8 protein-coding genes and 3 pseudogenes are annotated in these 14255 nt (G+C 47.1%); 6 read left to right on the top strand and 5 right to left on the bottom strand.

The window, feature by feature from the left end; genetic code table 11:
* Positions 1 to 107: 107 nt before the first annotated feature.
* Complete coding sequence (locus LU633_RS08175; RefSeq protein ID WP_016191820.1) at positions 108 to 530, bottom strand: hypothetical protein; 423 nt, start codon at positions 528 to 530, stop codon at positions 108 to 110.
* On the bottom strand, positions 523 to 1224 hold the full coding sequence (locus LU633_RS08170) for a hypothetical protein (protein ID WP_016191819.1): 702 nt from the start codon (positions 1222 to 1224) through the stop codon (positions 523 to 525). Before LU633_RS08170 ends, LU633_RS08175 begins: the two co-directional genes overlap by 8 nt.
* A gap of 237 nt (positions 1225 to 1461) precedes the next feature.
* On the opposite strand from LU633_RS08170, the gene LU633_RS08165 reads away from it, so the two are divergent.
* The 6 genes and pseudogenes from LU633_RS08165 (at position 1462) to LU633_RS08130 (ending at position 9512) form a co-directional block, all read left to right on the top strand.
* The gene (locus LU633_RS08165; RefSeq protein ID WP_071598930.1) at positions 1462 to 1710 is read left to right on the top strand and encodes a hypothetical protein; all 249 of its coding nucleotides are present in this window, start codon (positions 1462 to 1464) and stop codon (positions 1708 to 1710) included.
* A pseudogene (locus tag LU633_RS08160) lies at positions 1644 to 2749 on the top strand (IS91 family transposase). The gene LU633_RS08165 and the pseudogene LU633_RS08160 overlap by 67 nt, the downstream one beginning before the upstream one ends.
* Positions 2750 to 3501: 752 nt before the next feature.
* A pseudogene (locus LU633_RS08150) lies at positions 3502 to 4199 on the top strand (IS1 family transposase).
* 233 nt (positions 4200 to 4432) lie between these two features.
* Entirely contained in the window at positions 4433 to 7090 is a 2658-nt protein-coding gene (locus tag LU633_RS08145; protein WP_016191817.1) for a bifunctional acetate--CoA ligase family protein/GNAT family N-acetyltransferase, read from the top strand.
* A 99-nt stretch (positions 7091 to 7189) separates the two neighbouring features.
* Entirely contained in the window at positions 7190 to 8545 is a 1356-nt protein-coding gene (gene pssA / locus LU633_RS08140; protein WP_040465694.1) for a CDP-diacylglycerol--serine O-phosphatidyltransferase, read from the top strand.
* 268 nt (positions 8546 to 8813) lie between these two features.
* Positions 8814 to 9512: pseudogene (locus LU633_RS08130) on the top strand (IS1 family transposase).
* Positions 9513 to 9747: 235 nt separating this feature from the next.
* Here the strand turns inward: LU633_RS08130 and clpB are convergent.
* The 3 genes from clpB to rluD form a co-directional block, all read right to left on the bottom strand.
* Complete coding sequence (clpB, locus tag LU633_RS08125) at positions 9748 to 12333, bottom strand: ATP-dependent chaperone ClpB (RefSeq protein WP_198292534.1); 2586 nt, start codon at positions 12331 to 12333, stop codon at positions 9748 to 9750.
* A gap of 113 nt (positions 12334 to 12446) precedes the next feature.
* Complete coding sequence (yfiH, locus tag LU633_RS08120; RefSeq protein WP_040465693.1) at positions 12447 to 13175, bottom strand: purine nucleoside phosphorylase YfiH; 729 nt, start codon at positions 13173 to 13175, stop codon at positions 12447 to 12449.
* Entirely contained in the window at positions 13175 to 14152 is a 978-nt protein-coding gene (rluD, locus tag LU633_RS08115; RefSeq protein ID WP_016191813.1) for a 23S rRNA pseudouridine(1911/1915/1917) synthase RluD, read from the bottom strand. The genes yfiH and rluD overlap by 1 nt, the downstream gene beginning before the upstream one ends.
* Between the last annotated feature and the right edge of the window lie 103 nt (positions 14153 to 14255).

Below are 14255 nucleotides of genomic sequence, written 5' to 3'. Positions count from 1 at the left end.
TCATCAGCCTGCACGTGGATACGGATGGTTTGAATTTCCTGTACGTGAACTGACGATGCAGCTCTGGCTGTTATGCTTTTAGTTGATTATGTAATAGTAGAAAATGGTTATGTGAAGTTGTAAACAACCTGCACGATTACGGTTTCCTCACCATTCAAAGCGCCTACATAAACAGATTCCTGAGGATCAGTTCTGCGCCAACACGTTGACTCAAAGTCACATTCAGCCCGCTTGTATCCTATGGACGTCAGATAATCTTCTATTTTACTGGTATCTTTCGTATCGTAGAATTTCATTGCATAAACATGCGTCGCAGGTCCTGTGATGTTCGCAAAATCAAAGGAATAACGGGCGGAAATACGCGGCATTTTTCTTAGTATGTCAGGAGTATAAAAATCATACTCCCGTTTATCCTGCTCGGTATAGTGAGCGCTACCGGCGAATTCCATTTTAACCCATGGCCAGGCATAGGTGAGAGCAACAGCAGTAAAGATAGTTGCACCACCGAATACCTTAAGAGACTTACGCATAGGGTAATGACCCCCCTTTAGCTTTGTCTATATATGAACCATCAGCACTGGCGATACCAACAATCCCCGAATGGAAGTCGTTCCACGGTTTGACTGTTGTCATAAAATTCGGCAGAAAACCTCTTCGAGGTCTCGCATTGGGGAATTTTTCAGGGTCAGGGAATAAAAGTGGCAAAAAGGAATGGTTTTTCCAGGAGCCGATCTTACCGTAATAATCCCATCTTTTTAGCGCCTCCGCTTTGTTGACCGGACGCAGAAGTTCAAAGGGATTAGGCATGGTGACAACACGGTAAAAACCCAGCAAATCTGACACCAGATCTTCTCCGCTAAAGCCACTATCTGTAACGCAATTGATGGGGAATGATGCCTGCAATCCTTCGAACTTCCGGGCCAGTGACATCATCATTGCCAGCGCAATGCTTCTGCGTTCGAAATACGAACGACCGCGTTTGATACGCCAGGTAATAAATTTACCCATTTTCATAGTTCTGGTTGGATCAATCATAGACTGCGAATAGGTAATGTCGTAGTGTTCCTTGCCTGAAGATTCTCCGGAATCAATACTTCTCAACAGCGTTCTTATATCAGTACCCTGAGCATGTCCGAGATCGATCCATCCAAGGACTTCGGTATATATAAGGCCATATTTAAGATGACTTTGCCGACCATCAATAATATCATTTCTTTTACTCATCCTTAATCTCCTTTCCTTTTTAATCTCTTCGGGTCTAATTCCCCGCCGCTTGCGGCGATAAAGTTTGCCTGTCCTCACAAGCATATTCTACATTTTTCCTAAATGGGGTTGTAACCGGGAACAGGGCAGCCTGACGGGCGCAAATTGAAAACCCCGCCGTTTGCCTGCCCTGCCGTTGCCATACGCTGAGTGGAATATGTATGATCTGACGACATATTTTGTTCAGAGACAGTCAGCATGATGACCCGAAAAAGTATCGATACCGTCCTTCTCTCCGTTGCCGCTGATAAGCTCTCGCAGCGTGAATGGGACTGGATAACACGGATGAAGCCCATAGCTCCGCCTGCGGCAATGGTCGCCAGCGCCATACTGGATCACCGGGGCGATACCACCGCACTGAGCCGTCTGCCGCCGGCTGCCTGCGCAATATCGAAGTCGAACCCGTCACCAAAATGCTGGCCTGCGGCACCCGCATCAGCGGCGTGAAGGAGTATCACTGCGACAACGCGCAGTGCCCGCACGTCAGGTACATCACCAACGCCTGCCACAGCCGGGCCTGTCCTTCCTGCGGTAAAAAAGCCACCGACCTGTGGATAGCCGCGCAGCTTAACCAGCTGCCAGACTGCGACTGGCAGCATCTGGTCTTCACCCTGCCCGACACGCTCTGACCACTCTTTGAAGTCAACCGCTGGTGACTTAACGACCTCTGTCGCCTGGCACCTGATAACCTGCTGTACGCTGCCCGGCAGCGGGGGCTGGATATCGATATTTTCTGCGCCCTTCATAGCTACGGACGGCGGCTTAACTGGCATCCCCATGTCCACGTCTCCGTTACCTGCAGCGGTATTAACCGGCACGGAAAGTGGCAAAAAATCAGCTTCCGTAAGGATGCCATGCGCACCCGCTGGATGTGGAATGTACGCCAGTTTCTGCTGCGCGCCTGGTCAGAAGACATTGCGCTTCCGTCTTCCCTGATGCACATCACCACCGGCGCACAGTGGCAGCAGCTGATACTGACGGCCGGAGGAAAGTGCTGGTGCGTGTACATGTCAAAAAAGACGTCGGGTGGCAAAAACACCGTGAAATACCCGGGTCGCTATCTGAAAAAAGCCGCCGACGGCTGGCGCACTACGCCGGCTGTCCCACGCTGAACTTCCGCCATCACGACCACAACACGGGAAAACAGGCCATGGAGAGGCTGACGCAGCATGAGATGGTGAGACGCCTGAAACAGCATATTCCGGAGAAGCACTTCCGGATGGTGCGTTACTTTGGTTTTCTGGCCAACCGCGTATGCGGTGAAAAGCTGCCGCAGGTGTACGGTTCGCTGGGAATGCAAAAACTGGAGTCGGTGCCAAAAGTCTGTTATGCGCAGATGAGTAAACAGTTTCTGCGCCGCGTTCCGTTTGAATGCATCCTGTGCGGTGGTCATCTGTCTTACCACCGTGCGACAGCGGGCCTAAATGTGCAGGGGCTGAAAACCCATGCGCGGGATATCAGCCTGATGCGGTACGTACCGGCCTGATGCAGGGAAGATCTGTCCACCGTCCGGCAACAAGGCAAAAATCGACCTGTGTCAGTACAGATATTCACCGCAGGCAGATGTTGCAGGCTGTTCGTGAGTGCAGGCGTTCCGTGCAGTTAAAAATTTCATCAGCCTGCCCGTGGATACGGATGGTTTGAATTTCCTGTACGTGAACGGTTGCACAGATTAAAAATTTTACCCTATAAATCATTATTTATAGGGTAAAAAAGGAATCTTTAAAATCGAAAAAACGGTACATAGTGGACATAAGCGAAAATCTATTTTCAAGTATTTAATTGAATGGTGGATAAACGGTATCACTAATTTTAACCACTAATTTACATACTATCTATTTTTGTGCACACGAAAAAACCTGATTGCGCCAAAAATCAAAATTGTCAGTAAACTACATAAAAACCAATAATCAGGAACCACAAAATAGTAAAAAACAAAAAGAAACATGACTATGGCGTAAACAGTCAAGCCTTCCAATATTTCCTTAAAAAACAAGGACAGTAAACGCAATTATTTTACCCTGCTAATTTTTCGAAACACAATGCCAGAAACAACCAGAGCGCCTGAAATTGACAACAAAACCAAAAAAAATAAACCAGGAATCAAATGAAACTCTAAAACTTAAAAAAACAAAGTTACTCATAAAATTAATAACTTTGTCAGCTGTCAAAAACCGGAACGAATGGTCGTGACGCAGACTTGCTGATCACGTATGCTTTGCGCTTTGGATGTAACATATGGCTAAAGTTGATGTCGTCTGCCCTCAGTCCAATGAAACTCATGCTGTACGATGTAACGGACATTCAGCATCCGGTGCCCAACGTTAGATCTGCAAGCATTGTTCAAAGACCTTTCTGCTCAACTTTAGCTACTCCGGTGCCAAACCAGACACACACCAGACCATTGTTAATATGGCCATGAATGGTTACGGATGTCGCGATACCGCACGGGTTCTCGGTATCAGCCTCAATACGGTTCTGCGGCACGTAAAAAAATTTCGCCAAAGCAGGTAGCTGAGAATATCGACCCCGAAACGGAGGTTGTTATCTGCTGTGAAGCCGGTGAACAATGGCCTTACGTGCGGTGTAAAAGCAATCCCCGGTGGTTGTTCTATGCTTATGAGCGTATCCGCAAACGTGCTCTGGCCCATGTCTTCGGCCCGAGAAATGCCCCGACCCTGCGACGATTGCTGGCCCTGTTAAGCAAATTTAACATTGCCTTTTATATGACAGATGCGTGGCCGGTTTATAAAGTTCTGTTAAGTGCAACAAGCCACGTGGTGAGCAAGAAATATACCCAACGGACAGAACGACATAATCTTAATCTTCGCACACATATCAAACGACTGACCCGCAGAACAATTTGCTTTTCGAAGTCAGAGGAAATGCACGATAAGATCATCGGTTGGTATCTTACTCTTCATCATTATCAATAAATCTGCGTCACGACCCAAAAAAGACGTATGATTCCCCTGGCCCCAATGTCGTCTGTTTCAATTGTGCTATTTTTACACACAATGACACTTAAACCTCTTATTTTATGCTCACAAGAAAAGATAAACTGGCTTAATCGAACTAACCAACCACCTCAACATAGCCGAAGCAATAACAGCAATAAAAAGTAAAAGCGTTTAAAATCAGGTGTAGTCATCTCGAACAGGAGCCTGAAATGAGTCAACGAGCGCTGGAAGCGTTATTACGCCCCAAATCTATTGCGGTGATCGGTGCCTCAATGCGCCCGGAGCGAGCAGGCTACCTGATGATGCGCAATTTGCTTGCGGGCGGTTTCAACGGGCCAGTTCTTCCCGTCACCCCTAAGTATAAAGCGGTCTGCGGTGTGTTGACATGGCCTGACATCGCCAGCCTGCCTTTTTCGCCCGATCTGGCGGTAATTTGCACCCATGCCAGCCGCAACCCACAATTGTTGAAGGATTTGGGAGAGCGAGGCTGTAAAGCCTGCATTATTCTCTCCGCGCCACCTGAGCAGATGGATGAGCTCAGACAGTGCGCCAGTCGGTGGCAAATTCGCCTGCTAGGCCCCAACAGTCTCGGTGTTCTGGCCCCCCGGCAGGGCCTGAACGCCAGCTTTTCTCCCGTACCTATTTATCCCGGCAAGCTGGCTTTTATTTCCCAGTCCGCCGCCGTTTCTAACACTATCCTTGACTGGGCCCAGCAGCGAAAACTCGGGTTTTCATGGTTTATTGCGCTAGGTGACAGTCTGGATATTGATGCAGATGACCTGCTTGATTTTCTTACGCGCGATGGCAAAACCACTGCTGTTTTGCTCTATCTCGAACACCTGAACGATGCTCGGCGATTTGTTTCTGCGGCACGTAGTGCAGCAAGAAATAAACCCGTTCTGGTCATCAAAAGTGGTCGTTCACCCCATGCCCAGCAATTGCTTGGAGCACGGTTCGGTATGGACGGCGTATGGGATGCTGCGATTCAACGTGCGGGTTTATTACGCGTGCAGGATACGCATGAACTCTTTTCAGCCGTCGAAACGCTAAGTTACATGCAGCCATTACGTGGCGAACGGTTAATGATCGTAAGTAATGGCGCGGCACCTGCAGCGCTCGCTCTGGATGCATTAGATGTACAAGGAGGGAAACTGGCCACGCTGGGCGATGAGACGCTGGCCAGTTTGCAGCAAACTTTGCCACAGAGCATTAGCATCGGAAACCCTCTCAATCTTAAAGATGATGCCACGATAAACTGTTACCAGCGGGCGATAGCGATGCTGCTTGACAGCCGAGATATTGATGCCCTGCTGGTCATTTATTCTCCCAGCGCGGTCGCCCCCGCCACAGCCACTGCACGACATTTGATTGAGCTGGTTAGCTCGCATCCGCGTGCAAAACTTATTGCCCTGTTAACAAACTGGTGTGGTGAATTTTCAACGCCTGAAGCACGCCGTAGTTTCAGTGAGGCAGGGATCCCAACCTATCGCACGCCAGAGGGCGCTGTTACTGCTTTTATGCATATGGTCAAGTTTCAACGTAATCAGAAACAGCTGCGCGAAACACCTGCCTTACCCGCCGATCTCGCAACCAATACCGCCATAGCTCATCAGCTTATTCAGCAGACACTGGATAAGGGGATCTGCTCGCTTGATACTTTTCAGGTTCAACACATTTTGCAGGCTTATGGCCTAAAAACTCTGCCAACCTGGATTGTACGAAGCAGCGATGAAGCGGTGCAAATTGCACAAAATGCCGGTTTTCCGGTCACACTTACACCGCGTTCTTCGGATATTTCCGCTGAATCTGAAATATCTGGTGCTATGTTTTCTCTGCGCTCTGTCCCAGACGTCAGGCTGGCGGCAGGCGCTATTATAGAACGAGTACCGCAGGCTAAAATTGAAGGTATCCAGATGCAAAGCATAGACAGCGCATCGGGTACTCAGGCATTGCGAATTGTCATGGACCAGGACCCTGTATTTGGACCTATTATAATGCTTGGCGAAGCCGGCATTGAGTGGCAGGCAGATAAACAAGCCGCAATCGCCCTTCCTCCGCTCAATATGACACTCGCACGTTATTTAATTATTCAGGCCATTAAGCAAGGAAAAATTCGAAGCCACAGCGCGTGCGCTCCCCTTGATATAGAAGGCCTGAGCAGCGTTTTAGTACAGGTTTCTAATCTTATTGTCGATTGTCCTGAAATCATGCGACTTGATATTCGCACGTTGATGGTAACAGGCAAGACATTCTCCATACTGGATGTCGCTATGCAACTTGCGCCCTTTACAGGCGATCCTGATGCCCGGCTGGCGATTCGTCCTTATCCTCAGCACCTGGAGGAAACGGTTCAATTGAAGAATGGTGAAACGTTGCTGTTTCGCCCGATCCTTCCTGAAGATGAACTCCTGCTAAAACAGTTTATTGCCAGGGTAACAAAAGAAGATCTTTACTATCGCTACTTTAGTGAAATTAATGAGTTTACCCATGACGATTTGGCTAACATGACGCAAATCGACTACGATCGGGAAATGGCGATCGTGGCAGTGAGTGGACAGGGTACAGCGGCTGAAATAATCGGTGTGACTCGTGCCATTTCGGACGCAGATAATATTGATGCGGAGTTTTCCGTCCTGGTACGTTCCGATTTGAAAGGGCTGGGGCTCGGGAGCCGATTATTGGAAAAAATTATTGCCTGCGCGCGTCAGCATGGCTTAAAACAGCTCAACGGTATCACCATGCCGGGCAATCGTGGCATGATAAGCCTTGCACGCAAAATTGGTTTTGACGTCAATTGCCAACTTGAAGACGGCATAGTCAGTTTATCGCTAAGACTAGATAAGGCTGCACAATGTGTGGAAACGTAAACCTGCCGACATCAGTGTTAACAGATGATATTATTCGCTACTGGAATGATGATTCCATGGCGCAAAGCCATTTCATAAACAGAGAAGAAACGCATTGTGATGCTGTCTAAATTTAAACGTAATAAACACCAACAGCACCTTGCGCAACTGCCAAAATTGTCTCAGCTGGTTGCCGACTTTACCACGCTTTACTCTGCCGCTAATTTTCGTGAGGCACTGCTGGAAAAAATAACTAACGCCAGTCAGCGAATTTGCATTATTGCTCTGTATCTTGAGAATGATGATGCAGGTCGAATCATTCTTTCCGCGCTATATGATGCAAAGCGACGCCGCCCGAATCTGGATATCAGAATTTTAGTTGACTGGCACCGTGCCCAACGTGGCCGTATTGGCGCAGTGCGCGGTGTGACAAATGCTGACTGGTATTGCGAAGTTGCCGATAAAAATGGTGATATTGACATTCCGGTTTATGGTGTGCCCGTTAATACCCGTGAAGCACTTGGGGTACTGCACCTTAAGGGTTCGATTATTGATGATACCCTGCTATATACTGGTGCCAGTCTGAACGATGTGTACCTGCATCAACATGACAAATACCGTTACGATCGCTACCACTTGATTACCAACTCCCGTCTGACAGATACATTGATTAATTGGGTCGACCAGAATCTTATTCAGGCTGACGCAGTACACCAACTTAATCAATATCAGCGTCCAAAAAGCCTGGAAATTAAAAATGAAACCCGGCAGTTCCGTCAGGACCTCCGCGGATTTGATTATGATTTTACAGCAGATGCAGGTAATGAACAGCTAACTGTCACACCACTGGTTGGGCTTGGTAAACGCAGTTTGCTTAATAAAACCATCTATCATCTGATGCCGGCAACCGAGCAAAAACTGACTATTTGTACGCCCTATTTCAATCTTCCCGCTATTTTGGTCAGGAATATTATTTGGTTACTACGTCAAGGTAAGGAAGTGGAAATCATCGTAGGTGATAAAACAGCAAACGATTTTTATATCCCTCAAAATCAGCCATTCAAAATTATTGGCGCTTTGCCTTACCTCTATGAAATTAACCTCCGTCGTTTTCTTAGCCGCCTGCAATATTATGTCACTAATGGTCAGTTGCTGGTAAGGCTATGGCGTGATGGCGAGAACAGTTATCACCTTAAGGGAATGTGGGTGGATGAAGAGTGGATGTTAATTACCGGAAACAACCTTAATCCACGAGCGTGGCGACTGGATTTAGAAAATGCGGTATTAATTCACGACCCTCTCCAACAACTAAGCGCTCAAAAGGCAAAGGAACTGGAGTTAATTCGCCAACATACTACGGCTGTTCAACATTTTAGCGATTTGGAAAGTATTGCTGACTATCCGGTCAAAGTTCGAAAGTTAATTCGACGCCTGCGTCGCATTCGTATAGACAGAATAATTAGCCGAATCCTTTAACCTAAATTGCCGCCCTGTATAAATACGGGGTTTTGTATGCAAATACAATTGGATAACCAGTTTCTGAACGTTTCCCTCTGATAAATAATATAAAAAACACGCTTCTGATAAGAACTAACAAAGTCTCATCAATATCAACTGCTATATTATACATAATCTAAACGGGCTACCGTAATTCTGTTTAATGGTAACAACTGTTTTATGCCACGAAATACGGTCGTGACGCAGACTTGCTGATCACGTATGCTTTGCGCTTTGGAGGTAACATATGGCTAAAGTTGATGTCGTCTGCCCTCAGTGCAATGAAACTCATGCTGTACGATGTAACGGACATTCAGCATCCGGGTGCCCAACGTTACATCTGCAAGCATTGTTCAAAGACCTTTCAGCTCAAATTTAGCTACTCCGGTGCCAAACCAGACACACACCAGACCATTGTTAATATGGCCATGAATGGTTACAGATGTCGCGATACCGCACGGGTTCTCGGTATCAGCCTCAATACGGTTCTGCGGCACTTAAAAAAATTTCGCCAAAGCAGGTAGCTGAGAATATCGACCCCGAAACGGAGGTTGTTATCTGCTGTGAAGCCGGTGAACAATGGTCTTACGTGCGGTGTAAAAGCAATCCCCGGTGGTTGTTCTATGCTTATGACCGTATCCGCAAACGTGCTCTGGCCCATGTCTTCGGCCCGAGAAATGCCCCGACCCTGCGACGATTGCTGGCCCTGTTAAGCAAATTTAACATTGCCTTTTATATGACAGATGCCTGGCCGGTTTATAAAGTTCGGTTAAGTGCAACAAGCCACGTGGTGAGCAAGAAATATACCCAACGGACAGAACGACATAATCTTAATCTTCGTATACATATCAAACGACTGACCCGCAGAACAATTTGCTTTTCGAAGTCAGAGGAAATGCACGATAAGATCATCGGTTGGTATCTTACTCTTCATCATTATCAATAAATCTGCGTCACGACCAGAAATGGCCTACATCGCTGCTTTAGACGCTGCCATTAAACGGGTGATAAAATAAATTATATAAACGTAAGTTCGTATCAGCCTGGTAATCTTTTAAGATGCCAAAACAGTAGTTGGCAGGGGCTTCTCACAGGATTTAGAAATAAAAGCACCGACATATTTCAAGTAGGTGCTTTCCATTAAAAGGATAAAGCGTCAGAAATGCAGAGGCTTTAGCAAACTATTGATGTGCAATAATTGTGTCGTTCTCCACATCCATTTCTATTTTTTTTCCAGGAACAAGACTGCCTGAAAGAATCTGCTGGGCCAGTGGATTCTCAATATGCTGTTGGATAGCTCGTTTCAGTGGTCGTGCACCATAAACAGGGTCGTAGCCGTTTTCAGCAAGCATATGCAGTGCCTTATCTGAAATATACAACTCATATCCACGTTCATTAAGACGCTTATAAAGCCGCTGCAACTGGATTCTAGCAATTGAAGCAATATGTTTTTCACCAAGAGGATGAAACACGACTACTTCATCGATGCGGTTGATAAATTCAGGACGGAAATGGTGCGTGACTACATTCATCACCACATCTTTCATTTCACCGTATCCTAATGCGTCAAAGCGTTCCTGGATCAGGTCTGACCCAAGATTAGACGTCATAATTACCACTGTGTTACGAAAATCAACAGTCCTTCCCTGGCCGTCAGTCAAGCGACCATCATCAAGCACCTGTAGCAAAATATTGAAAACATCAGGATGTGCCTTTTCAACTTCATCAAGAAGAATGACTGAGTATGGGCGACGCCGCACTGCCTCAGTGAGATAGCCACCTTCTTCGTATCCAATATATCCGGGAGGGGCACCTATCAATCGGGATACAGCATGCTTCTCCATAAACTCTGACATATCAAGACGTACCATCGCATCATCACTATCGAACATGAAATGAGCCAGCGCTTTACATAATTCAGTTTTTCCTACCCCGGTGGGACCAAGGAAGAGGAAGGAACCAATAGGACGATTTGGATCGGCCAGACCTGCTCTGCTACGCCGAATTGCATTGGAAACAGCTTCAACAGCTTCATCCTGTCCGATAACCCGAGAATGTAACTCCTGTTCCATTCGCAGCAACTTGTCCCGTTCCCCTTCCATCATTCGATCAACAGGAATGCCGGTCCAACGTGCCAGTACATCTGCAATTTCAATGTCTGTTACGCGATTACGTAATAACCGCATTGTTTTGCCTTCTGACTGAGTAGCAGAGGCTAACTGCTTTTCCAAATCGGGAATTTTCCCATATTGCAACTCAGACATTTGCGCAAGATCACCCGAACGTCGTGCTTGCTCAAGTAATAACTTCGCCTGTTCCAGCTCGGCTTTAATTGTTTGCGTACCTGATAGTGAGGCTTTTTCAGCTTTCCACTCTTCTTCCAGTTCAGAGTAATCACGTTCTTTGCGAGTCAGCTCATCTTCCAGCATATCAAGACGCTTAATACTGGCATCATCAGATTCTTTTTTAAGCGCCTGCTGTTCCAATTTGAGCTGGATAATGCGTCGTTCTAAACGATCAAGTGATTCCGGTTTAGAATCAATCTGCATACGAATGCTGGAAGCTGCTTCGTCAATCAGGTCTATAGCTTTATCGGGTAACTGTCGATCAGCAATGTAACGATGAGATAACGTCGCCGCAGCGACAATTGCAGGATCGGTAATCTGAACGTGATGATGCAATTCGTATCGTTCTTTTAAACCACGTAAAATCGCAATCGTGTCTTCGACACTGGGTTCTGCGACAAAAACCTTCTGGAAACGACGCTCCAGTGCAGCATCTTTTTCGATATATTGACGATATTCATCCAACGTAGTGGCACCAACGCAATGTAGTTCACCACGCGCCAGCGCAGGTTTAAGCATATTCCCTGCATCCATTGCGCCATCGACCTTGCCCGCACCGACCATCGTATGGAGTTCGTCAATAAACAGAATAACATTGCCTTCCTGTTTCGAGAGATCGTTAAGAACACCTTTCAGGCGCTCTTCAAACTCGCCACGATATTTAGCACCCGCTACCAGCGCCCCCATATCAAGCGCCAGTACCCGGCGACCTTTCAGGCCTTCCGGCACTTCACCATTGATAATTCGTTGAGCAAGTCCTTCAACAATGGCTGTTTTACCTACCCCCGGCTCACCAATAAGCACAGGATTGTTTTTTGTACGGCGTTGCAATACCTGGATAGTTCGACGTATTTCTTCATCACGACCAATCACCGGATCCAGTTTACCTTTCTCTGCTCTTTCGGTGAGATCGATAGTATATTTCTTCAGCGCATGCCGCTGGTCTTCTGCCCCCTGGTCGTTCACGTTTTCCCCTCCTCGTATTTGCTCGACAGCCCGAGCCAACTTTTCACTGGTCGCTCCAGCGAGTTTAAGCAAATCGGCAAGAGAACCTCGAGAATCAAGAGCTGCCAGCACAAAAAGTTCGGATGATATAAAATTATCGCCACGTTTTTGTGCAAACTTATCACATAGATTAAGCACACGAATCAGGTCTGATGAAGGTTGTACATCTCCATCACTTCCTTCAACTCTGGGAAGTCGCGTGATTGCCTGGTGGATATTATTAGCAAGCGAAGTAACATCAATGCCCGCAGTAGTAAGTAAAGGTCCTACAGACCCGCCTTCCTGACTGAGCAAAGCACTCATAAGGTGGAGAGGTTCAATAAACTGGTTATCGTGCCCAAGGGCTAGTGATTGGGCATCAGCCAGAGCAAGCTGAAATTTATTGGTAAGACGGTCCAGACGCATAATTTCCCCCATTCAGGTCAAATTGCTACTGGAGATCAAATGAGGTCATGCCTCAAATTTTCAAGTTAATGACCCGAACATTTTGGTGAAAAATACATCAATCCGAACCGTCTTGTGGCGACAGGTTATATCAGCCAGATCAAAGTTGCCATACGGCCAGTTGTTCCATCCCGGCGGAATGAGAAAAATTGCTTTTTGTTCAGGAAGGTACAGCGTCCTCCTCCTGTGATCTCCCTGACCCCTGCTCGGGTGAGGCGGATGCGTGCAAGCTGCCAGATGTCGGCATAATACTTCTCACCTGCGGGCCAAAATGCAGCATCGAAGGCTAAATCTTGCGAAACAAATGATTCACGCACCTCTGAGCCAACTTCGAAAGCCTCAGGCCCAATAGCAGGCCCCATCCAGGCAAATATATCTTTTGCCGGAGCGTCAAAAGCATTCAGCGTCGCTTCTAAAACACCGTTGCATAACCCTCTCCAGCCAGCATGAACCGCTGCAATCTCTTTTCCATCACGAGAACAGAATAATACGGGCAGGCAATCGGCAGTCATTACTGTACAAACCCGGTCACGATCGCGAGTATAAGACGCATCTGCGCGTAAAGAAGATGGCTGACTATCCGTCAGATGAAGTACTTCTGTTCCATGCACCTGCTCGAGCCATACTGGTATCGTGGGTAAATCAGCACATTCAGACAGATACTGCCGGTTATGCTGCACATTAGCCGAACTGTCACCCACGTGAGCGCCCAGATTTAAAGCATCCCACGGCGGGCAACTCATGCCACCCCGCCTTGTAGTGGAACATGCCCGTACACTGGCAGGAGCATTCCATTCGGGAATAATCAGATTCATTACCAGTCCAGTTGTTCTTTAAACTCTTCACTATCTGCCTTTAATGCGGCAATCAGATCGATCATGTCCTGCGGCAATGGCGCATGCCATTCCATCTCAATTCCAGTAATAGGATGATATAAACGTAACATTGTGGCATGAAGCGCCTGACGATCAAACTTGCGTAAAGCAGAGATAAAATTATCAGAAGCGCCTTTTGGTGGGCGAGGACGTCCACCATAGAGAGGATCGCCAACCAGAGGATGGTTGATGTGTGACATGTGCACACGTATCTGATGAGTGCGACCCGTTTCGAGACGCAGACGCATGCGGGTATGCGCACGAAAATGCTCCATGATGCGATAATGTGTTGTGGCAGGTTTCCCCATAGGATGTACCGCCATATGGGTCCGTTTAGTGGAATGGCGACTAATCGGTTCATCAACGCTACCACCTGCTGTCATTCTGCCAATGGCTACCGCTTCGTACTCTCGGGTTATTTCGCGCAGCTGTAAAGATTCCACCAGATGAGTCTGTGCGGGTACTGTTTTTGCCACAACCATAAGTCCGGTTGTATCCTTATCAAGACGATGCACTATACCAGCTCGAGGTACATCGCATATGGCAGGATATCTGTGAAGTAACGCATTAAGTACAGTCCCATCAGGATTGCCTGCTCCCGGATGTACAACTAAATTATGAGGCTTGTTAATAATCAGAATGTCATCGTCTTCATAGACAATGTCGAGCGCGATATCCTGTGCCTTCCAGCGTACATCCTCTTCAATCTCAGCCTTAATAGTAATCTGTTCGCCACCCAGTACTTTTTCCTTTGGTCTTGCGGTAATCGCACCATTGACTGTGACGCGCCGATTGAGGATCCAGTCTTTTATACGAGATCGTGAATAATCCGGGAACAATTCAGCCAAAGCCTGATCTAAGCGTTGTCCGAGTTGCGATTCAGCGATTGTTGCGTTGAGTTCTACTTGTTGTGCCATAAACAGCTTCTTCGTTAACGTTGGGTTTTCACGGCGATGCCGTTTAATATAATGTGCTATCGTACATGGTCACTATCGGGAGCTACATGGACAGCTTCCTGAA

The sequence above is a fragment of the Erwinia tracheiphila genome, assembly GCF_021365465.1.
Lineage (GTDB): Bacteria > Pseudomonadota > Gammaproteobacteria > Enterobacterales > Enterobacteriaceae > Erwinia > Erwinia tracheiphila.
This window is presented reverse-complemented; position numbering and strand designations above follow the sequence as displayed.

What these genes read in the sequence shown, in the direction of transcription:
- LU633_RS08175 (WP_016191820.1), bottom strand. Translation starts at nt 530, where the DNA reads ATGCGTAAGTCTCTTAAGGTATTCGGTGGTGCAACTATCTTTACTGCT.
- LU633_RS08170 (WP_016191819.1), bottom strand. Translation starts at nt 1,224, where the DNA reads ATGAGTAAAAGAAATGATATTATTGATGGTCGGCAAAGTCATCTTAAA.
- LU633_RS08165 (WP_071598930.1), top strand. Translation starts at nt 1,462, where the DNA reads ATGATGACCCGAAAAAGTATCGATACCGTCCTTCTCTCCGTTGCCGCT.
- LU633_RS08145 (WP_016191817.1), top strand. Translation starts at nt 4,433, where the DNA reads ATGAGTCAACGAGCGCTGGAAGCGTTATTACGCCCCAAATCTATTGCG.
- pssA (WP_040465694.1), top strand. Translation starts at nt 7,190, where the DNA reads ATGCTGTCTAAATTTAAACGTAATAAACACCAACAGCACCTTGCGCAA.
- clpB (WP_198292534.1), bottom strand. Translation starts at nt 12,333, where the DNA reads ATGGGGGAAATTATGCGTCTGGACCGTCTTACCAATAAATTTCAGCTT.
- yfiH (WP_040465693.1), bottom strand. Translation starts at nt 13,175, where the DNA reads ATGAATCTGATTATTCCCGAATGGAATGCTCCTGCCAGTGTACGGGCA.
- rluD (WP_016191813.1), bottom strand. Translation starts at nt 14,152, where the DNA reads ATGGCACAACAAGTAGAACTCAACGCAACAATCGCTGAATCGCAACTC.